Below are 19,330 nucleotides of genomic sequence, written 5' to 3'. Positions count from 1 at the left end.
GGGGATCCGGCGGGCGCCCCGCGGCGGTCGTGGGGGCATGGCCTGTCGGCCGGGGCCCGGGGGTGGGAATCAGGAGAGGACCGGCAGGTCCGACAGCCCCTCGGCGAGGGCCACATAGACGTCGTCGAGGGTCGGCTCGGACAGCGAGATCCCGGTGATCACCACTCCCGCGTCGTCCAGGGCCCTGACGACGGCGGCCAGGGCGGCGGACTCGCGCACGGGGACGCAGACCGTGCCCGCGGGCTCACCGGGCTGCGGCTCGAGACCCGCGTGGCGCAGCGCGGCCCGGGCGGTCGGTTCGGCCGCCGGATCGGCGAGGGTGGCACGGACCGAGCTGACGCCGAGTTGCTCCTTGAGCTGGGCCACCGAGCCGTCGGCGATGGTCCGGCCGCGGCCCAGCACGATGACCCGGTCCGCGAGTTGTTCGGCCTCTTCGAGGTACTGCGTGGTCAGCAGGACGGTGGTGCCGCCCGCCACCGCCGTCCGGACCGAATCCCACAGCCCGCTGCGGCTGACCGGATCGAGTCCGGTGGTGGGTTCGTCGAGGAACAGCACCTGGGGGCGGCTGACGAAGCTGCTGGCGAGGTCGAGGCGGCGGCGCATGCCTCCCGAGTACGTGGCCGCCGCCCGGTCGGCCGCGCCGGTCAGGGCGAAGGTCTCCAGCAGCTCACCCGCTCTCGTCCGGGCCTCGGTGCGGCTCGCGCCGAGCAAACGGGCCACCAGGACGAGGTTGTCCCGGCCGGACAGGTTCTCGTCCACCGCGGCGAGCTGTCCGGTCAGGCCGATGCGCCGGCGTACCTCGCGGGCCTCGCGCACCACGTCGTATCCGGCCACCCGCGCCGTGCCCCGGCTGGGCGGCAGCGCGGTGGCGAGGATGCTCACCAGCGTGCTCTTGCCCGCTCCGTTGTGGCCGAGCAGGCACAGAACCTCGCCCTCCCCGATCCGGAAGCTGACACCGTCCAGCGCCCGGGTGCTGCCATAGGACCGGCTTAAGTCCGTCACTTCAATCATCGCGCTATTCACCGGATGTCATTCCTCGCAGGAAGCGGATCGGGCAATGCATGAGAGGCTGGGAAGTTCCTACATTCGCCACTCAATCCCCTGCAAGGCCCATACAACAAGTTGCCAGACGGTGCGTGGGAGTTCAGGAGAGCCGACTCTTCCTGACAGGTTCTGACCGCCGCCGGGTGATTACGCTGGCTGCGAGTCCTCATCATCGACGGAGTCCACATAGGGCAGCAGACCCAGTTCCACCGCGCGGGCGCCGGCCTGGAATCGTGAATTCGCACCGAGTTCACGGGTGATTTCGGCTACGTTCCTTCGATAGGTGCGGACCGACATGCCGATTTCCCGGGCCGCGGCTTCGTCGGTGCGCCCCGAACTCAGCGCCATCAGTATCCGCCGGGCCATGACGCTGCGGGTCCGGACGCTGAGGCGGCGGTGGTCCTCGAGCGCCGCGCTGCCGTTCCAGGAGATCGTGAACAGGGTGCGCAGATTGCGCAGCACGGCCGGTGACCGCACCAGCACCGCCTCGCGCGAGAGTTCGTCCGAACCGGACCACACCACGCTCACCGAGCCGTCGGCGAGCACCATTCCGTGCAGCGGTTCCCCGATAAGCCTGACGTCGACTCCGGATGCGTACTTCTCCAGGCACTTCAGGAGATACCGCTCGTCCATCAGCCCCACCCGCCCCAGCAGCCGCACGTCGACCCCCCGGGCGACGGCCCTGCCCAGCAGGGCGACAAGCCGGGCGGCCCGCTGGTCGTTGCCGCCGGTGAACACGACGGCAAGGCTCTGCTGCGCCGACTCGATGACCTGCTCGGCGGCGTCCACACCCTCCTCCGGCTCCATCTCGGTCAGGAGCCGTTCCTCGCTGCGATGGCGATCGACGGCCGACTTGACGAGTCGGCCGGCCTCCAGGAGCAGGCGCTCGATCTCTCCGCTGAAGACCGCGCCCCGCGGTCTTAACAGCGTGATATCAGAGTCTGGTTCGGGTTCCGGACCGGTGGAATTCTTAGCGATGATGAACGCGTCATTGCAAGGGCTTGGCACAGCTCCCCCTGAAGCCTGGGATTAACGTCCTAAACCCGGCGTTGTTGCCGAAAGGAAGGGTTGCGACTCACGAGTGCACCATGGGATCAAGGCAGTTCAGGGAGAACAGGCAGCTCGCTGTTCGACCACACCGTCCACGCTCGGAACGTGGCACGCACTTTCCATGGGCACCCCATCCCGCGCGAGCAAAGACGCAACGATCTCACCTTGACCGACCATGGCGCTGGACTATACCCATCCGCTCCCAGCACAGGGAATGGTTGAACCCCTAAAGACAATGGGGGAAACCTCATTGTAGAGTGCGGATTCTCGCCTCCAGGCAACCGGAAACCCGTATCCGACATCGCCCCTGAGGGAAACCGGAAGCACGGCCACCGGTGGACGGGCTCCGGCGGCCCGCTGCGGGGAGCCGCCGGAACCCACTATTCCGATTCAGGACAACTGACCGTCGTAGTCAGGCAGTTTGAACGTGCGCTCGGCGTGTCCACCGACAAGATCGCTCTGATTGTTTCCGATGTTGGCGATGATGGTGTAGCCCAGGGACTCGATCTCCGCCCGCTTGGCCGTCTTGTACTCGGTCGGGTCACCGAAGATGTCACCCAGCGACCGCTGGTACAGGCCGGTGATCGGGTAGCCGACGTGCACCAGGTTGCCGCGGGTCACCTGCTCGAGGATGTCCGGGCGCGCGGTGATGAAGAAGATGCCCACCCCACGCTCGTTCGCGTAGCGGGTGAGCTCAAGAACCCGCTCGACGGCGGGAGTCGGCGGGAACAACTGGAAGTACGTCTCCAGCGAGGTGTTGTCCACGTCGAGGACGATCGCCTGCTTCTGTCCCCCGCCGTTCTGGATGCGCTCCTGTATGTAGGGAAGGGCCTGGTCCATCACCTTGTCGACGTCGTTCTTCCACGTCTGGTAGTCGACGGCCGCGGCGGCGCTGGGGGCCGCGGCCGCCGTGGTAGGCGCCCGATCCGCCCCGAGGGCCTGCGCGTCCACCGTCCCCGCCAGCCCGAGCACCGCCGCGGTGGCGACAACCGCTCCCACCCGTGCCTTGCGTAAAGCCGCTCTCATTGTCGCTTCCTCCGTTGCCTCAGCCGTGACCGGCGGCCACGATTCGGCTCGAAGCTAAGGCCGCCACCGATGCTTCGGCGAGCCCCTGGCCGCAACCGGAGCGAGCCAGGGTGACCGCATACACCGGCCGTGGACGCAACTGCGTGCTTCTCGCCGGACCGGCCGAAATCATGGCAAGTAGCTGCCACCGGGCATGAACCGTGGCGGTGGGATTAGGGTGGAAGTGTCATCGAGCGGATGTCCGTCACAGGCCGATGAACGGATCGAGGCAATGCCCAGAGCGACCAAGACACCACCTCCCACCAGCGCGGACTCCCGGGCACCGGCTCGGGCCGCGAGGAGAGGATCCCATGGGCCGCGCGCCGCTGCCGACCGCGTCTGCGCGCGTCATTCGGTGACCGTCTACTTCGGGGAGCGGCGAGTGGAGCTTCCCTCGGAGGAACAGCTCTGCTTTCTCGCGGGCGTCGGCCTGCTCGCCGCGGTCGAGGTCATCGAATGGCCGGTGGCCGCGGCCATAGCGATCGGGCACGGGCTCGCCCACAGCCAGCACGGCAAGGCGCTGCGCGAGTTCGGAGAGGCCCTGGAAGAGGTATGACGGAGTACCCGCCGGACTACCCCGGGATGATCGTTCCGGTCGGGCAGGTGGAGCCCGTACCACGCCGCATCCGCGGCTACGTCGCCGGCCGCCTCGTCTTCGACACCGTGCGGGCGCGCTATGTGTGGCTCTGGCCGGGCTATCCGCAGTACTGCGTGCCCCGCGACGACATCGCCGAGGGGGCGCTGGTGGACGAGGGCCGGAACCTGACGCTCAAGGTCGGCGGGGCACGCCGCCAGACCCTCCACCTGGGCTCGCTCACCCGCCCGGGCGCGGCCTGGGAGTGGGCCGAGGACGCGCCCTCCGGCATCGTCGGCCACATCAGCTTCCGGTGGGAGGCCATCGACGCCTGGTTCGAGGAGGACGAGCAGGTGTTCGTCCACCCCAGGAACCCCTACACCCGCGTCGACGCGCTCCGGTCGGGCCGCGGTGTCCGCGTCGAGCTGGACGGCACGGTGCTCGCCGACGCCCCGAACTCGGTGATGGTGCTGGAGACGGGGCTTCCCACGCGCTACTACCTGGACCGGGTGTATCTCGACTGGACGCGCATGGAGCCCACCGACACCGTCACGAGCTGTCCGTACAAAGGGACGACGAGCGGCTACTGGGCTGTGCGGACCGACACCGCCACCTACCCGGACCTCGCCTGGGCCTACGACTTCCCGACCCGGCAGGTGTCCCCCGTCGCCGGACTGGTCGCCTTCTACAACGAGAGGGTCGACCTCTATCTGGACGGACGGCCGCTCCCCCGCCCCGCCCCGGTCACCAGGGCGATCTGGGAGAACGAACAGCGATAGGCGGCAACACCCGATCACACGGTGGTTCCGTCCGCACGGCCGTGCGGACGGAACCACCGTGTGATCGGGGAGCGTCATTTGACGCCGATATGCGCTCCGGGACCGAGCGGCAGGTCCAGGCCGTAGAAGATGCCGAGGATCGCCAGCCACACCACCAGGAACGGCACCACGAAGATGGCGAGCCGGGAGATGAGGGTCCCCAGCCGGGCTTCCGGTTCGTATTCACGGACCATCGCCAGGATGAGGAGGAGGTACGGATTCATCGGGGTGATGGCGCCGGTGGCCGAGTCACCGATGCGGAAGGCCGCCTGGCTGAGCGCCGGGCTCATGCCCATCAGCATGAACGCCGGGATGAACACCGGACCGACCAGGGACCACAGGGCGGATCCGGAAAGGATCACCAGGTTGAGGCAGGAGGCCAGCAGGACGAAGGCGATGATCGCCCAAAAGCCGGTCACACCGATGGCGTTGAACAGCGCGGCGGCCTTCACCGCCAGCAGCACCCCGAGGTTGGACCAGGTGAAGAGCGCGATGACCTGGGCCGCGAAGAACATCATCACGATGTAGCCGGACATGTTCTTCACCGAGTCGGTCATCGCGGTGACCACGTCCTCGGTGCCGGTGAGCTTCTTGACCGTGAAGCCGTAGGTGAGCCCGGCGAGCAGGAAGGCACCGAAGAGGACCGGGACGACACCGCTGAGCACGGGCGAGGGCACGAAGGCACCGCCCTCTCCGCGCAGCGGGGCGCCCGGTGGCAGCCAGAGCGCGAGGACCGCCGCCAGGTAGAGGCCGACGACCGCGCCGGTGTACACGAGCCCCTTGCGCTGCACCGGGGTGAGCGTCAGGTCCTCCCGCGGGGTCTCGCCACTGTCGGCCGCCTGGTAGGGGGCGAGGCGTGGTTCGAGGACGCGGCTGATGAGGAATCCGCCGAGCAGCCCCAGGACGACACTGCTGGCGGCGGTGAAGAAGTAGTTGATGAGCACATGGATATGAAGGCCCTCGGCGGCCGGGAGCACCGAGGCCGCCTGCTGGGTGATGCCCACGTACAGGGCGTCGAGCGAGCCGATGGTGAATCCGGCCGCGTAGCCCGCGGTGACACAGGCGAAACCGCCGATGAGGCCCGCCACGGGATGGCGTCCGGCGCTCTTGAACACCAGGGCCGCCAGCGGGGGCAGCACGATGGCGCCGACATCGCTCATCATGTGCGCCTGGCTGGCGATGACCGCCACCGCGTACGGCAGCACGGCGCGCGGCACCCGGGCCAGTGAGGCCCGCATCGCGGTCTCCAGCAGGCCGGTCCTCTCCGCGAGTCCGACCACCATCATCAGCACCAGGACGGCGCCGATCGGCGGGAAGGTGGCGAAGTTGGGGATCAGGTTCTCCAGCAGCCAGCGCAGCCCCTCACCGGTGAGCAGCCCGCCGATGTCCTTGGTGTCATCGGTGCCGGGGACGGTGACGGAGACGCCGATCAGGGCGAGGACGGTGGAGAGGACGGCCAGCAGCACGAAGAGCGCGGCGAACAGGACGATGGGGTTGGGCAGGGCGTTGCCGGCCCGTTCGATGAAGGAGAGGACACGGTCGAGTCCGCCGCGCCGCTCCTTGTCCGGGGAGGTGCCCTCGGGAGCGGGCAATCCGGTCACCGCCGGCATCAGGGCCGCCTTCCGGCTGGCGTGGCCGACGGCAGGAGGCCCTTGGTGTCCTTGCGGACACGGCCGTCCTGCACGACGCACACGACGTTGGCGGGATCGCCGAGCACACCGATGTCCGCGAGCGGGTCTCCCTCGCAGAGGATGAGGTCGGCGACGCGGCCGGGGGCGAGTGTGCCGAGCCGGTCGGCGACGCCGAGGAGTTCGGCGGCGGTCCGGGTGCCGGCCACGATGGCGTCCATCGGGTCCATGCCCAGGTCGACGAGGTAGCTCAGCTCCATCAGGTTCTGTCCGTGCGGGCAGACGGCGGCGTCGGTGCCGAGCGCGATCCGGGTCCCCTGCTCGATGGCGCGGGAGATGTTCTCCTTGGTGATGCCGGACCAGCGCACCTTCTTCTCGTAGTGATAGGGCTCCATGGTGGCCTTGTCGATGCCCGCGTAGACGGTGGAGAGGGTCGGGACGACGAAGACGCCGCGCTCCCCCGCCATCTCCCGGGCCCGGTCGTCCAGCCCGTAGCCGTGCTCGATGCTGGTGACCCCGCCGCGGATGGCGTTGAGGATGCCCGCGTTCCCCTGGGCGTGCGCGGCCACCGGCTTGCCGCCGTGGCGCCGGCACTCGTCGACCACGGCGCGGATCTCCTCCTCCAGGAGCCCCTCGTCGTCCGGCTGGTCATACGGGCTTCCCATGCCACCGGTGGCGCAGATCTTGACCAGGTCGGCACCCGCGCGCAGCACCCTGCGCACGGCCAGGCGCGCCTCGTCCACGGTGTCGGCCAGCACGGACATCTCGCCGCCGCTGAGGTCGGTGCCGTCGGGCAGCCGCACATCGGCGTGGCCACCGGTGTGGCTGATGATCCGTACGGCGGTGTGCACCCGGGGGCCGGTGATCCGCCCGGTCTCGACGGCGGTGCGGTATCCGGTGGCCAGGCCGCCCAGGTCCCGGATGGTGGTGACGCCCGCGTCGAGCGTCTGCCGCAGCCGGGTGGCGGTGTCGTAGGTGACCAGGACCGGGTCGAGTTCACCACGGCGGCCGGGGGGTGACGCATGGGCGTAGGCGAGGTGGGTGTGGCAGTCGAAGAAGCCCGGCAGCACGGTGCGGCCGCCGGCGTCGATGACACGACCGGTGAAAGAGTCGCCGGAGGCCGGGGGCGCGGTCGCCGCCGGGCCCGCGTAGGTGATCGTTCCTTCGGCGTCGGCGATGACGACGGCGTCCGCGATCGGCGTCGCCCCAGTGCCGTCGATCAACGTGGCGTTCTCCACGCGCAGAGCGGTCCTGGTGGTCTCGGACGTGATGGCATCCGTCATGAGCGAGATCTCACTCCTCGTTGAGGGAACTGGTGGGGAGGAGTGTCGATCCATCGCGTGTTTCGGGTGTTATCATGCAGCATTCCATCGAGATTCACATGCGATACGCAGAAAAGCGCCGCCCATGCAAACGCAGGATTACGCCGCGCATGACCTCGACGACTTGGATCGTGGCCTCGTGCACGCGCTACAGATCCATCCCAGAGCCCCGTGGACACTTGTCGGTGATGTCCTCGAGGTGAACCCGGTGACGGCCGCGCGACGCTGGCAGCGGCTCCAGGAGGCGGGGCTGGCCTGGGTGACCGCCTATCCCCAGCTCTCCGACTCCCGGATCGTGGTGACCGGCATCGTCGAGGTCGACACCGAGCCCGGGGTCGGGGAGGACGTGGCCGAGGCCCTGGCGGCCGAGCCCTCGGTGGCCAACGTCAAGCTCACGGCGGGAAGCCGGGATCTGGTGATCGCGCTCCAGGCTTCGGACCTGGGTGAGCTGGCGCAGCTCACCACGGTCCTCTTCCGGGGCGCGCCAGGGGTGCGGGCGACACGTACGCATGTGACGACGGCCCTGCCGTCCGAGGGCAGCCGGTGGCGGCTTCGCGCCCTGGACACCGCGCAGTGCGCCCGGCTCGAGGCGGCGCTCCCGCCGGTCGAGCCGCTCCCGCCGGGTGCGACCGGCTGGGACCCCCTGGATGTGCGGCTCCTGGAACTGCTGAGCGTCGACGGCCGCATGGCGATCAGCGACCTGGCGGAGCACGCCGAGGCGCCCCTGACCACGGTCCGCCGGAGGCTGCGGGGGCTGCTCGGCTCACGGGTGTGCCTGCGCTGCGATCTGGCCCGGCCACTGTCCGGGTGGCCGCTGTCCGCGGTGTACTTCGCGTCCGTACCGGCCGAGCGCCTGGAGGAGACCAGCCGGGCGCTGGCCGGGGTGCGTGAGGTCCGGTCGTGTGCGATCACGGCGGGCCCGCACAACCTCGTGATCGACGTCTGGCTGCGCGCGGCCGGCGATGTGCACGCCTTCGAGGCGCATCTGTCGAGGCGGCTGCCGCAGCTCACCATCGACGACCGCTCGGTGGTGCTGCGCACCGTCAAGCACATGGGCCGGCTGCTGGACCGAAGCGGCCACAGCGTGGGCATCGTCCCGCTGCGCCCCTTCGCCACCCCGGCTCCCGGGAGTGCGGCGGCCACCTGACGCAACCGGCGCCCGGCCCGTGTCGGCTTCGGACCCGTCGGGACGGGTTCTGCCTGGTCCGGACCGGTCGGGGGCACACCGGACGCGCAGGCGCTTTCCGCTGTTCGTGTGCGTGCCATCTGCCGGTACCTGCGGCCGGACACGCTGGGGCGCCATGGCACCTGTGCGCGCGACAGTCCAGGCCGTTCCGCTGATGGCTACGGCCATCGTCATGCTCGATTCGGCCACCGACTTCTTCCCGGACGCCCCTCTGGTCGGCGTCATCACACCGGTGCGCCTTGCCGTGCTGGCGGGGCTGGTCGCGACGGCGGTGACGGCGCCGCGGCTCGCCACGTTCCGCACCCGGCTCGACCCCGCCATCGCGCTGCTCCTCCTCAGCGCCATCGCCACCACCTACGTCGGCGGCCACCCCGACGCGCCGCTGCGCGCCCTGCTGACCGCCCTCGCCACCTTCTACCTGCTGGTCGGGGTGCGGCGGGCGCAGTCCGAGTCGTGGCGGGCGGTCGCGCTGCTCGCGCTGGCCGCCGTGGCGGCCGCGGCCACCTCGGCGTTCGCCCAGGTGACCAACGAGGTGCCGACCGGCTTCTGCCGTACCGGTCTGTTCACCGACGTCGACTGCGACAGCGGCGGGCCCGGGTCGATGATCCGCGCCACCGGCACCTTCGCCAACCCCAACCTGCTCGCCGCGTTCCTGGTGCTGCTCACCCCGATCGCCCTGCTGGCCGCGGTGACGGTCGCCGAGCGCACGGCCCGCGTCGCGGTCGTGAGCGTGGGGCTCATCGGCTACGGCGCGGTGCTCACCACCTTCTCCCGGGCGGGCTGTGTCGCGGCGGTGGCGGGTCTGCTGGTGCTCGGCGGCGCGTACTGGCTCGCCCCCCGCCTCGGCCGGTGGGGGGTGCGGACGCTGACGGTTGTGGGGCCGGCCGGGCTGGTGGCCGTGACGGTGGCGCTGTGGGTGGTCTCGCGGGCCGGGGACTCGCTCGGTGTCCGTGGCCAGGCGTGGAAGGCGGCCGTCGACCTCGCCGTGGACCAGCCGCTCGGTGTCGGGCTGGGGCGGGCCGGGGACGCGGTTTCCGCCGCCGTGCCCGGCGGCCGGACGTTCGTCCACGCCCACAACATGTGGCTGAACTGGCTGGCCGAAGCGGGCGTGGCCGGGCTGCTCGGCATGGTGCTGGTGACCGTGATCGCCCTCGCCACGGCGGTCCGCGCCGCCCGGGAGAAGTCGGTGGCCGGAGTGGTCGGGCTCGCCGCCCTGACGGGGTTCTTCCTCGCGGCCACGGTGGACCACCCGGCCAACCTGGACCGGATCGCCATGCTCTTCTGGCTGGTCCTCGGCCTCGTCATGGCCGAGGTCCCGGGCCGGTGGCGGGACTCGGGGACGCCCGCCGGAGCCCCCGCCCGCTCGGGCCGCCGCGCGCGGCGCCGCTAGTCGGCCACCGGCGCCCCCGGGCGACCACCGGCGCCCGCTCGCCCGCCGTGCCGGGAGGGGTCCGGACAGCGGACCGTTCGCCTGGTCCCGCCCGCTCGGCGGCGACGAGAGTGGGCGGGCGGTTCGTGTCGATCGGAAGGCGGCTCACAGCGATGGCGAACACGGTGCGGCGGGGCTATGTGCCCAGCCCCTTCGGGCAGTTGCACTACGCGGAGTGCGGGTCCGGCGAGCCGGTGCTGCTGCTGCATCAGACGCCGCGCTCCTGGACCGAGTACGCCGCTGTGCTGCCCCTGGTGGGCCGGACACACCGGGCGATCGCCATGGACACCGTGGGGTTCGGCGGCTCGGCCAGGCCCGAGGGGCCGCACTCGATCGAGCGGTTCGCCGACGGGGTGGAGGCGATGGCCGACGGGCTCGGGCTGGAGGCGTTCCACCTGGTGGGCCATCACACGGGCGGTGTGGTCGCGGTGGAGGTGGCGGCCCGGCTGGGCGACCGCGTCAGCAGTCTGCTGCTCTCCGCCACGGCCTTCGTCGACGAGGCCAAGCGCGAGGCGGCTCCCGGGCGCCCGCCGGTCGACCATGTCGACCCGAAGCCGGACGGCTCGCATCTGGTGGAGCTGTGGAACCGGCGCCGCGGCTTCTACCGGGCGGGCGAGGAGGCCGCGCTGACCCGCTATGTGATCGACGCGCTGACCGTGCTGGACCGGGTGGAGGAGGGGCACCAGGCGGTGTACCGGTACCGGATGGAGGAGCGGCTGGCGCACATCACGGCCCCGGTGCTCGCCGTGTGCGCGCCGGAGGACCACTACTCGCTGCCCGCGCTGGAGAAGTTCGCGGCGGCGCTCGGCTGCGAGACCGCGGTCCTGCCCGGCGGCCATGTACCGGCGCCCGAGCAGTTGCCCGGGGAGTTCGCCGACGTCGTCACCGCATGGGTGGACCGGCCTCGGCCGTGACCCGGTCCCATGTCGTCTCCGTGACACCACGCCGTCGCAGCGCCGCTTTGCGCACCTTGCCGGTCTCGGTGAGCGGCAAGGTGCGCAGGATGTCCACGTAGCGGGGGGCGGCGAACGGGGGCAGCTCCAGCTCGCAGTGGCGGATCAGGTCGGCCGGGTCGAGGGTGCTGCCCGCGCGGGGCAGCACGGCGACCATCACCTCGTCCTCCGCCAGCTCGGACGGCACCGGGAAGACGGCCGCGTCGGCCACCGCGGGATGGCTGCGGACGACCGTCTCGACCTCGCAGGAGGAGATGTTCTCCCCGCGGCGGCGGATGACGTCCTTGATGCGGTCCACGAACCGGAACCAGCCGTCGGGTTCGCGCACCACCCGGTCCCCCGTGCGCCGCCACGCGTCCGCCTGCTCCGCCGGTTCGCCCAGGTAGCCGGTGGCGAAGGCGTACGGCCGGTGGCTGCGCACCAGCAGCTCGCCCGGGGTGCCGTCGGGGACGGGGGTGAGCAGTTCGTCCACGACGCGGGCGTCGAAGCCGTCGCGCAGGGTGCCGATGTAGCCGGGCCGCTGTTCCTCGGGGGTGGTGCCGATGACGAGGTTGGTCTCCGTGGAGCCGAATCCGTCGATCAGGGTGACGCCGAACCGCTCGCGGAACGGCTGCCAGGCGTGGGCCGGTGTCGCCGGGGAGAGTCCGCGTACGGCCCGGTGGGCACGGTCGTGCGGGCCGGGGGGCTGGGCCAGCAGCATCGGCACCATGGCGCCCAGCAGATAGACCACGGTGGCCCCGGCGCCTGCCGCCTCGGTCCAGTACCGGGAGGCCGAGAAGCGGGGGGCGAGGGTGTACGCCGCCCCCACGGTCATCGCCTGCGCCAGCGCGTTCAGGGCGTTGGTGTGGAACAGCGGGAGACAGGTATAGAGGACGTCGTCCGCGGTGAGGCGCAGCGCGCCGGAGACATTGCGCCCCCACCAGACGAACTGGGCATGCGGGCAGCGGACCCCGCGGGAGGTTCCGGTGGTCCCGGAGGTGAAGAGAACGCACGCGGTGTCGCCCGGCCGTACGGGGGCCGCCGGAAGGGCGGGGCCGTGGCCCGGCCGGGGCACATCGTCCGCTCCCGCGAGCCACAGCGTCCCCCGGTACCCGGCCGCCCGCAGGCGTTGCGCCGTCTCGTCCTCCGCGAGGAGATGGGTGGGGCGGGCCTGGTCCAGGACGTTCCGCAGTCCGCTGCCGCGCAGCCCCGTGTTCAGCGGGACCAGTTCCGCGCCGAGCCAGGCGGCGCCGAGGAACAGGTCGACGAGTTCGATCCGGTTGCCCGTCATCGCCGCGATGCGGTCCCCCGGGCGGCAGCCCCGGGCCGCGAGGGCCCCCGCCATGGTGGCGGCGGCCTCTCGCGTCTGCCGGTAGGTGCGGACGGTGTGCCCGATCCGCAGGAAGGTGCGGTCCCCGTGGTCCCGGGCCGCGGTGTGGAGCAGCCCGGGAATCGTCAGGGAGGTCACCGCAGCACCTCGCGCTCGCGCAGTTCGCGGATCCGCTCCGGTGGCAGCCCCGCGACATCGCGCAGCACATCGTCGGTGTCGGCGCCGAGCACGGGTGCCGCGGTGCGGACGCCGCCGGGTGTGCGGGTGAGCCGGATGGGCGGCCCCTCGTGCAGGAAGGCCCCCGCCACCGGGTGTTCCGCGCGGACGTAGAAGCCCCTGGCCCGCAGTTGCGGGTCCTGTTCCACGAGGTCGCGGCCGTCCTGCACGGCGCCCGCGGGTATGCCCCGCTCCTGGAGGAGTTCGGCGGCGGCGTCGGCCGGCAGGGTCCTGGCCCAGGTGGCGAGGGCGTCGTCGACCAGCTCGGCGTGGTGTGCGCGGTCGGCCGCGGTGCGGGTGCGTTCGTCGGTGGCCAGGTCCGGGTGCCCGATCACCGTGCACAGCCGGGCCCATTCGGTGTCGTCGCGGACGCTGACGGCCAGCCAGCGGTCGACGCCGAGGCAGCGGTACACGCCCTGCGGGCTCCACCGCGGATCGGTGTTCCCGGCGGGCTCGACGGGGTTGAGCAGGCTGGTGCCCATATGGGAGGCGATCGCCTCGAGCTGGGACAGGTCGATGTGCTGTCCGCGACCGGTCCGCTCCCGGTGTTCCAGGGCGGCGGTGGTGGCGAGGGCGGCCTGGAGACCGGCGACGATGTCGCCGTGGCCGTAGATCACCCCGACCACGTCGTCCGGGCCCCATCCGGTCAGACCGGTGAGCCCCGAGGAGGCCGACACGGTGTCCGCGTACGACACCCAGCCGCTGCGCGGGCCGCTGTGTCCCATGCCGGACATGCTGACGTACACCAGGCGGGGGTTGATCTCGCGGAGGGTGTCGTAGCCCAGACCCAGTTTGGTCATGACGGTGGCGCTGAAGTTCTCCACCAGGACGTCGCAGGAGGCGATGAGGTCGCGCAGTACGGCGATGCCGTCCTCGGTGCGGGTGTCCAGGGCCAGGCTGCGCTTGTTGCGGTTGACCTCGTTGAAGTAGCCGTTGGTGTTCGGATCGGTGTGCGGGCCACGGGAGAGATGCATGAAGGGCGCGAACCGGGTGGGGTCGGGGCGGCCCAGCGACTCGACCTTGATGACATCGGCGCCGTGGTCGGCGAGCACCTTGGTGCAGTAGGGCCCGGCGAGCACCCAGGTCAGGTCCAGGACGCGGATGCCGTCCAGGGCGGGCCGCGCGTCTTCCGCGGACGCCGCGGGCACCCGCGGGGCCGGCCGGTGCTCCCGGAGCAGCCGCTGGTCCGCGCCCCGCTCCGGGACGTCCAGCTCCTTGGTCCGGTGGCCGTCCGGGAACGCGAAGGGGAAGCCAAGGTCCGTGCGGCCACCGGCGCGGAGGAAGAAGTCACGGGCGGCGAGCTGCGGGTTGCCGGGCATCTCGTGCGGCAGGTCGACGGCCGCCCAGGGCAGCTTCCTCGACTGGGCGAGCTCGGCGAACTCGGCCTTCGGCCACCGGCCCGCGAAGTCCTGCACCACCTCGAAGACATGCTCCTGGTACTTCTTGCGCTCCACCGGGTCCTGCCAGCGCGGCTCGGCGAGGTCGGCCTCGGCGCCCTCCTCGCGCAGCCAGACCAGGAGCGCGTCCCACATGCGGGGGCTGCCGCCGAGGCCACCGCCCAGATAGCCGTCGGCGGCCCGGAAGAGTCCGTGCGGCACCAGCGGGTGCACCCGGCCGGGGCGTCCCGGCACCCGGTCCTCGTGCAGATAGGCGAGGGTACCGGCCTCCAGTGCGGCGGCCGTGCACGCCTGCGCGGACACATCGGCGAGCTGGCCCGGCCCGGTGCGCCGCGCCCGCAGTCCGAGCAGCGCGGCGATCGCGGCGTGCACCCCGGCGAGCTGCTCCGCCTGGTTCTCCGGAAGGCGCAGCGGCGGGCCGTCCGGGTCGCCGACCTGCGCGAGCATGCCGCCGAGCGCGGCGACCACCAGATCGGTGCCCTGCCAGTGGCTGCGGGGGCCCACGGTGCCGAAGGGGGTGACGCGGACATGGACGAGGTGGTCCAGGCCCGCGACGGCCTCCGGCGCACCGTCCGGTGTCCCGTCGAGGAGGACGTCGGCCCCCTCCACCAGGCGCCGCAGCTCCGCCGGGGACGCGGGGGTCACGGACCGTTTACCGGCGTGCCAGTGGACGAACGCGTCGCCGTTCAGTTCCCGCCGGGTCGGATCCCCCTCCTCGGGCTCGACCAGGACGACCTCATAACCGAGGCCGACCAGGAGCCGGCCCGCGAACCGGGTGAAGGGGCTGGACAGTTCGACGACGCGTACGGCCGGGTTGCTCACATCTCCTCCGCGGGATGCTCAGGCGTGCTGCTGGTTCAGGAAGCCGGTGACCGCCGTGTAGTAATCGTGCGGCCGCTCCTCCTGAAGGTGATGGGAGACCTGGTCCATGATGTGGAGATTGCCCCTGGGGACCATGCGGGCGAGCATCAGCGGATAGTCGGGGGTGAGGAACGCGTCGTACATGCCCCAGATGAAGAGGGTGGGGGCCTGGATGGCGCCGAGTTCCGCGGTGAGGTCCTGCCAGTCGCCGCGGGGGTTGTCGGAGGCACCGGCGAGGGCGGTCTCCTCCGGGTCGAGGCTCTGCTCGTAGCGCAGGGTGACGGTGTCGTCGGGGACGGCACCGGCGTCGTACCACTCCATGCGGGCGATCAGATCCCGCATCTTCTCCCAGGAGGGGCCGGTGCCGCCGTAGTACACATCACGGGCGTTGCGGCCGCGCCGGCCGCCCTCGGGCAGCGGGGCCAGCGGGCCGTGGAAGACGGGCATGCTGCCGGTGATGGTCAGCGACCGGACCCGCTCGGGGTACTTCGCGGCCAGGTTCAGCGCGATGGTGCCGCCCCAGGAATTGCACACGAAGTCGGCGCGCTCGATGCCCAGGGTGTCGAGCAGGGCGACCGTCTTGGCGGCGTGGTAGTCCCACATGGGGCCTTCGATGACGGGCTTGGCCGACTTGCCGTACTGAAGGATGTCCACGAGGAAGCAGTGGCGGTCCTGGGCGAACAGCGGTGCCACCTGTCCGAAGTCGGACCAGCCCGTGCACCCGGGGCCACCGCCGTGGAGGAAGACCGTCGGGCTGGTGCCCGGCGTGCCCAGCTCGATGTAGTGGTAGGTGACGCCGTCCGCTTCCGCGTGGGCGCCCTCCGGCGGCTTCTGGATGTTCATGAGGTCCATGCCCCGATGGTGTGGTGCCGGTGATCTCCGCCCAAGCGGTCCGGTCCGCTGAGCGGGCCGGTCCCGTGGTGACCGCCTCCGGGCGGTGGCTAGGGTCCCGGACCAACGTGTCCGCGATGAGGCGCGTCCGCGAAGGCCGGGGCCGCGAAAGACGTGTCCGCGGCAGTCGTCCGCAGAAAGGCAGTACATGTCCGCGTGGGAAGTTGCCGAGGAACGGGCCAGGGCGGCGATCGGCCGCCCGGAACACCGGGATCTGGGGGTCGTACGGGCCGAGGACGCGGCGGAGTTCGCGCGCTCGGCCGGGGAGACCGGCCCGCATCTGGTCGACCCCGGCCACCCCGGCTTCACCGTCCACCCGATGTACCTGGTGAGCCTGTTGCGTGGCGCGGGAGGCGCCGGCCAGGACGAGTTCCGGCCGGACGGCATGTACCGCGACGAGGTCCCGGGCACCGACGGCCTGGATGTGCGGCTGATGGCGGGCGGCCAGGAGGTCCGGTTCAGCGGCGAGGTGCGGGCGGGCGACCGGATCCGGGTCCGCCGGGTCCTCACGGATGTCGAGCGCAAGGGCAGCGGAACGCCGTTCCTGCTGCTGACCGTCGAGAAGACGTACACGGCGGAGCGGGGCACGCTCGTCTTGGTGCGGGAGAGGTTCATCGTCCGATGAGGGTTCACACGGGGCAGCCCGTACCACCGGTGGAGTTCACCCCGGACGCCGTCACCCTGCTGCGGTTCGGGGCGGTCACCCGCAACGCCCATCGCATCCACTACGACAGCGGGTTCGCGCGTTCCGAGGGGCTGGACGGCCCGGTGGTCATGGCGCAGTTGCACGGCTGTCTGATGCACCGGGCCGCCATGGGCTTCGCGGGCCCGGGCGGGCAGGTCCTGGAGGTCGGGTGGCAGAACCGGGCCCCGGCCCTCGCCGGGGAGCGGCTCGTGGTGAGCGGCACGGTCGGCGAGGTCGATCCGGAGACGGGGCGGGTCACCCTGGAGCTGGTCGAGCACGGTGGGCAGGGTGATGTGGTGTGCTGCCGGGGCACGGCCGTGGTCCTGATGGGCTGACCGCGCGCCGCGTCGGGATGGGATCGCCCGGGGTCGGGATGGGATCGCCCGCGCGGGACCAGCCCTCGGGCGAGATCCGGGATCGTCCCTCAGCCGAGATCGAGGACCACCTTGCCGATCGCCTCCCCGGACCGCAGGCGTGCCACGGCTTCCGCCAGGCCGTCGATGCGATGGTGCTCGATGGGCAGCGTGAGCTCCCCGGAGGTGAGGTCGCCCAGCATCCGCTTGGTGTCGGCCGCGACCTCCTTCCCCCGGGTCATCAGGTTCACGGGCAGCAGCGACACATCGGCGAGGAGGAAGTCCGCCAGGTCCACGGTGAACTCCCGGCCCGCGGTGTAGCCGACGAGGGCGACCCGGCCGCGGGGGCGCACCAGCGGCAGCGAGTCGCGCAGGACCGGCCCGCCCACGGTGTCGATGACGACGTCCACCGGGCCGCCGACCGCGTCGGCGGACAGGTCCGCGGCGAGCACCACCTTGGCGGGGGCCGGGACGTGCGGCAGCTTGGCGGGGCGGCCCACCACGCCGATCACCTCGGCTCCGGCCCGGGCCGCGACCTGCACGGTGAGCGCGCCCACCGCACCGGCCGCCCCGGTCACCAGGACCCGCTCGCCGGGCTGGACGGCCGCCACCGCGTGCACCGAGGCCCACGCCGTCCCGGCGGGCGAGAAGTAGCAGCAGGCCATGGCGGGGTCCGTGCCCTCGGGCACGGCCTCCACGGCGGCGTCCGGGACCAGCGCGTGCTCGCTCCAGGCGCCGTCGCGGCGCATTCCGAGGGCCTTCCCGCGCAGGAGGACGAGGCTCCCCTCGGGGTGGACGTCGGAGGCGATGACGGTGCCGCTGCCGGCGGTGCCGGGAATCGACGGCAGGTCGGGGAGGATGCCGAACTTGCCGTCGACGACGTTCAGATCGAGGTGGCTGACGGCGGCCGACGCCATCCGCACCAGGGTGTGGCCGGGCCGTGGCTCGGGGACCGGCCGCTCGACGAGCCGCGGCAGGGTGCCGAACTCCTCCAGCACCAGGGATTGTGACGTCGGGTGGCTCACGTTTTCGCTCCGTATCCACGGGCTCATGGCCGTGTTCGGTGGTGGCGGACCCCGCGCACGCTAGACCGCGCCCCGCCGTCCGCGCACCGGGACGGGTCCGCTCAGCGGGACGCGCCGCCGCGTGTTCCTCTCGTCTTCCGCCGAGGAGGGTGCGGTCTGCTCAGCGGACCGGATCCCTTGGGCGGATCCGCGCCGCGCCGGATGCTCGGGTCCACCGAAAACCGGCAGCAGGAGGACACGCACGATGACGGTCGAGGACTCTCCCGACACGGCCACCCCCGCCCGGAGCCGCCGCAGAAAACCCGCCGAGCCCGGTCGCCAGGACTGGTCGTCCTGGCCCCATTACGACGGCGCGGCAGCGGGCTTCCGCGGCTACTGGTATCCGGTCACCTGGTCCAGCCAGGTCACGGGGAAGCCGCTGCCGTTCACCATCTGCGGCGAGCGGATCGCGCTGATCCGCGACAACGGCACGGCGTACGCCCTGCACAACCGCTGCCCGCACCGCGGTGTGCCGCTGTCCGAGGGCAACCAGCAGTTCCCCGGCACGGTGAGCTGCCCGTACCACGGCTGGACCTTCGATCTGCCCACCGGGAAGCTGTCCGCGGTCATCACCGACGGCCCCGGGTGCCGGCTCACCGGCAAGCTGGGAGTGCGCACCTACCCGGTCGAGGAGCGCCTCGGCATGGTGTGGGTGTACATCCCGATCGCCGGCGAGGAGCCGCACCCGATCGACTCCCAGCTTCCGGAGGAACTGGTCTCCAACGCCTTCGTGATGGGTGGACGGATCGAGCCGCGCGGCGGCAACTGGCGGTTCGCCTGCGAGAACGGCTTCGACGAGGGCCACGCCAAGTATCTGCACCGCACGGCCCTGTGGCGGCTGTTCAAGCCCATGCCGACCTGGAACATCACCCGGATCGTGCCGCGCGGCCGGTGGATCTTCCGGGTCCAGGACGAGGTCCACTGGGACGCCGAGTTCCCGGGGGTGGGCCGCTGGTCCAACAAGCGGTGGTGGAAGATGCAGCCGCCCAAGGAGACCTTCAACATCGGCAACACCGGCAAGGCCGACAGCGTCGATCCGACGATCGAGGCACAGGACTTCCCCGGGTTCGCCTCGCTGTCGATGCCGGGCGTGCTGCGCATCGCCTACCCCAAGTTCATCCACTACGAGTTCTACGTCCCGGTGGACGAGGACAACCACCGCTATGTCGGTGTGATGGTCAACTTCACCGAGGGCTGGGAGACCCTGCGCTTCTACGCCAAGTACCTGGGCGCGATCCGCTGGCTGTTCCACGGCCAGTTCTCCGGCCAGGACGCGTGGATGGTCGATGTCACGGACGCGCCGCCGGAGAAGCTCTACCGGCCCGATATCTCGCTCACCGCCTGGCGGAATCTGAGCGAGGAGGAGTACGGCAAGAAGCTGGCAGCGGCCGACGGCGGATCCGCACCCGAAGAGAAGGCATGACATGTTCCGTAAACTGTTCACCCTGCTGCTGGGCGCCGCGATCGCCGTCGGGATCCCGCTGG

The 19,330-nt window shown here is 71.4% G+C and carries 17 protein-coding genes; 8 read left to right on the top strand and 9 right to left on the bottom strand.

From position 1 onward, the window contains the following. Nucleotides 1-69: 69 nt before the first annotated feature. The 3 genes from ACK1X7_RS45080 to ACK1X7_RS45070 all read right to left on the bottom strand — a co-directional run bounded on the left by ACK1X7_RS45080 (nucleotide 70) and on the right by ACK1X7_RS45070 (nucleotide 3,120). Nucleotides 70-1,011: an ATP-binding cassette domain-containing protein gene (locus tag ACK1X7_RS45080; RefSeq protein ID WP_385150886.1), complete on the bottom strand. Its 942-nt coding sequence runs from the start codon at nucleotides 1,009-1,011 to the stop codon at nucleotides 70-72. Between the two features lie 180 nt (nucleotides 1,012-1,191). Next, a complete protein-coding gene (locus ACK1X7_RS45075) occupies nucleotides 1,192-2,052 on the bottom strand; it encodes a TrmB family transcriptional regulator sugar-binding domain-containing protein (RefSeq protein WP_385150883.1) in 861 nt (286 codons plus the stop codon). Between the two features lie 432 nt (nucleotides 2,053-2,484). Next, complete coding sequence (locus tag ACK1X7_RS45070; RefSeq protein ID WP_385150880.1) at nucleotides 2,485-3,120, bottom strand: HAD family acid phosphatase; 636 nt, start codon at nucleotides 3,118-3,120, stop codon at nucleotides 2,485-2,487. A 421-nt stretch (nucleotides 3,121-3,541) separates the two neighbouring features. Here ACK1X7_RS45070 and ACK1X7_RS45065 point away from each other — a divergent pair, with 421 nt between their 5' ends. Then, complete coding sequence (locus tag ACK1X7_RS45065; protein WP_167543208.1) at nucleotides 3,542-3,715, top strand: hypothetical protein; 174 nt, start codon at nucleotides 3,542-3,544, stop codon at nucleotides 3,713-3,715. Further along, entirely contained in the window at nucleotides 3,712-4,512 is an 801-nt protein-coding gene (locus tag ACK1X7_RS45060) for a DUF427 domain-containing protein (RefSeq protein ID WP_390794970.1), read from the top strand. Before ACK1X7_RS45065 ends, ACK1X7_RS45060 begins: the two co-directional genes overlap by 4 nt. A 74-nt stretch (nucleotides 4,513-4,586) precedes the next feature. Here ACK1X7_RS45060 and ACK1X7_RS45055 read toward each other — a convergent pair whose 3' ends face one another. After that, nucleotides 4,587-6,161, bottom strand: coding sequence for an AbgT family transporter (locus tag ACK1X7_RS45055; RefSeq protein WP_385153990.1), 1,575 nt, complete (start codon nucleotides 6,159-6,161; stop codon nucleotides 4,587-4,589). Continuing rightward, complete coding sequence (locus ACK1X7_RS45050; RefSeq protein WP_385153987.1) at nucleotides 6,161-7,462, bottom strand: metal-dependent hydrolase family protein; 1,302 nt, start codon at nucleotides 7,460-7,462, stop codon at nucleotides 6,161-6,163. Before ACK1X7_RS45050 ends, ACK1X7_RS45055 begins: the two co-directional genes overlap by 1 nt. A 124-nt stretch (nucleotides 7,463-7,586) precedes the next feature. Here ACK1X7_RS45050 and ACK1X7_RS45045 point away from each other — a divergent pair, with 124 nt between their 5' ends. The 3 genes from ACK1X7_RS45045 (at nucleotide 7,587) to ACK1X7_RS45035 (ending at nucleotide 11,030) form a co-directional block, all read left to right on the top strand. Then, on the top strand, nucleotides 7,587-8,648 hold the full coding sequence (locus ACK1X7_RS45045; protein ID WP_385153984.1) for an Lrp/AsnC family transcriptional regulator: 1,062 nt from the start codon (nucleotides 7,587-7,589) through the stop codon (nucleotides 8,646-8,648). 154 nt (nucleotides 8,649-8,802) lie between these two features. Further along, nucleotides 8,803-10,077, top strand: coding sequence for an O-antigen ligase family protein (locus ACK1X7_RS45040; RefSeq protein ID WP_413116659.1), 1,275 nt, complete (start codon nucleotides 8,803-8,805; stop codon nucleotides 10,075-10,077). 152 nt (nucleotides 10,078-10,229) lie between these two features. Next, the gene (locus ACK1X7_RS45035; protein WP_385153978.1) at nucleotides 10,230-11,030 is read left to right on the top strand and encodes an alpha/beta fold hydrolase; all 801 of its coding nucleotides are present in this window, start codon (nucleotides 10,230-10,232) and stop codon (nucleotides 11,028-11,030) included. Here the strand turns inward: ACK1X7_RS45035 and ACK1X7_RS45030 are convergent. From ACK1X7_RS45030 to ACK1X7_RS45020, 3 genes are read right to left on the bottom strand one after another with little or no spacing between them, the layout of a single operon-like run. Beyond that, the gene (locus ACK1X7_RS45030) at nucleotides 10,999-12,516 is read right to left on the bottom strand and encodes an AMP-binding protein (protein WP_385153975.1); all 1,518 of its coding nucleotides are present in this window, start codon (nucleotides 12,514-12,516) and stop codon (nucleotides 10,999-11,001) included. The genes ACK1X7_RS45035 and ACK1X7_RS45030 overlap by 32 nt on opposite strands. Then, nucleotides 12,513-14,813 carry a CaiB/BaiF CoA-transferase family protein gene (locus ACK1X7_RS45025; RefSeq protein WP_413116658.1) on the bottom strand — a complete coding sequence of 767 codons (2,301 nt, stop codon included), beginning with the start codon at nucleotides 14,811-14,813 and terminating at the stop codon, nucleotides 12,513-12,515. The genes ACK1X7_RS45030 and ACK1X7_RS45025 overlap by 4 nt, the downstream gene beginning before the upstream one ends. 18 nt (nucleotides 14,814-14,831) lie before the next feature. Continuing rightward, nucleotides 14,832-15,704 carry an alpha/beta fold hydrolase gene (locus tag ACK1X7_RS45020; protein WP_385153969.1) on the bottom strand — a complete coding sequence of 291 codons (873 nt, stop codon included), beginning with the start codon at nucleotides 15,702-15,704 and terminating at the stop codon, nucleotides 14,832-14,834. A 187-nt stretch (nucleotides 15,705-15,891) separates the two neighbouring features. On the opposite strand from ACK1X7_RS45020, the gene ACK1X7_RS45015 reads away from it, so the two are divergent. Then, nucleotides 15,892-16,368 (top strand): FAS1-like dehydratase domain-containing protein, encoded by a 477-nt coding sequence (locus tag ACK1X7_RS45015; RefSeq protein ID WP_385153966.1) that lies wholly within the window; start codon nucleotides 15,892-15,894, stop codon nucleotides 16,366-16,368. Beyond that, nucleotides 16,365-16,763 carry an acyl dehydratase gene (locus ACK1X7_RS45010; RefSeq protein ID WP_385153963.1) on the top strand — a complete coding sequence of 133 codons (399 nt, stop codon included), beginning with the start codon at nucleotides 16,365-16,367 and terminating at the stop codon, nucleotides 16,761-16,763. Before ACK1X7_RS45015 ends, ACK1X7_RS45010 begins: the two co-directional genes overlap by 4 nt. 89 nt (nucleotides 16,764-16,852) lie before the next feature. On the opposite strand, the gene ACK1X7_RS45005 is transcribed toward ACK1X7_RS45010, so the two are convergent. Then, complete coding sequence (locus ACK1X7_RS45005) at nucleotides 16,853-17,806, bottom strand: quinone oxidoreductase family protein (RefSeq protein WP_385153960.1); 954 nt, start codon at nucleotides 17,804-17,806, stop codon at nucleotides 16,853-16,855. A gap of 244 nt (nucleotides 17,807-18,050) precedes the next feature. Here ACK1X7_RS45005 and ACK1X7_RS45000 point away from each other — a divergent pair, with 244 nt between their 5' ends. Further along, a complete protein-coding gene (locus tag ACK1X7_RS45000) occupies nucleotides 18,051-19,268 on the top strand; it encodes a Rieske 2Fe-2S domain-containing protein (RefSeq protein WP_385157086.1) in 1,218 nt (405 codons plus the stop codon). The last annotated feature ends 62 nt before the right edge of the window (nucleotides 19,269-19,330 follow it).

Source organism: Streptomyces sp. CY-1, from assembly GCF_047218265.1.
Taxonomy (GTDB): domain Bacteria; phylum Actinomycetota; class Actinomycetes; order Streptomycetales; family Streptomycetaceae; genus Streptomyces; species Streptomyces niphimycinicus.
The sequence above is the reverse complement of the archived record's forward strand: the minus strand, read 5'-3'. Positions and strand labels throughout refer to the sequence as shown.

What these genes read in the sequence shown, in the direction of transcription:
- ACK1X7_RS45035 (WP_385153978.1), top strand. Translation starts at nt 10,230, where the DNA reads ATGGCGAACACGGTGCGGCGGGGCTATGTGCCCAGCCCCTTCGGGCAG.
- ACK1X7_RS45045 (WP_385153984.1), top strand. Translation starts at nt 7,587, where the DNA reads ATGCAAACGCAGGATTACGCCGCGCATGACCTCGACGACTTGGATCGT.
- ACK1X7_RS45080 (WP_385150886.1), bottom strand. Translation starts at nt 1,011, where the DNA reads ATGATTGAAGTGACGGACTTAAGCCGGTCCTATGGCAGCACCCGGGCG.
- ACK1X7_RS45055 (WP_385153990.1), bottom strand. Translation starts at nt 6,161, where the DNA reads ATGCCGGCGGTGACCGGATTGCCCGCTCCCGAGGGCACCTCCCCGGAC.
- ACK1X7_RS45010 (WP_385153963.1), top strand. Translation starts at nt 16,365, where the DNA reads ATGAGGGTTCACACGGGGCAGCCCGTACCACCGGTGGAGTTCACCCCG.
- ACK1X7_RS45015 (WP_385153966.1), top strand. Translation starts at nt 15,892, where the DNA reads ATGTCCGCGTGGGAAGTTGCCGAGGAACGGGCCAGGGCGGCGATCGGC.
- ACK1X7_RS45020 (WP_385153969.1), bottom strand. Translation starts at nt 15,704, where the DNA reads ATGGACCTCATGAACATCCAGAAGCCGCCGGAGGGCGCCCACGCGGAA.
- ACK1X7_RS45070 (WP_385150880.1), bottom strand. Translation starts at nt 3,120, where the DNA reads ATGAGAGCGGCTTTACGCAAGGCACGGGTGGGAGCGGTTGTCGCCACC.
- ACK1X7_RS45060 (WP_390794970.1), top strand. Translation starts at nt 3,712, where the DNA reads ATGACGGAGTACCCGCCGGACTACCCCGGGATGATCGTTCCGGTCGGG.
- ACK1X7_RS45040 (WP_413116659.1), top strand. Translation starts at nt 8,803, where the DNA reads ATGGCACCTGTGCGCGCGACAGTCCAGGCCGTTCCGCTGATGGCTACG.
- ACK1X7_RS45050 (WP_385153987.1), bottom strand. Translation starts at nt 7,462, where the DNA reads ATGACGGATGCCATCACGTCCGAGACCACCAGGACCGCTCTGCGCGTG.
- ACK1X7_RS45000 (WP_385157086.1), top strand. Translation starts at nt 18,051, where the DNA reads ATGACGGTCGAGGACTCTCCCGACACGGCCACCCCCGCCCGGAGCCGC.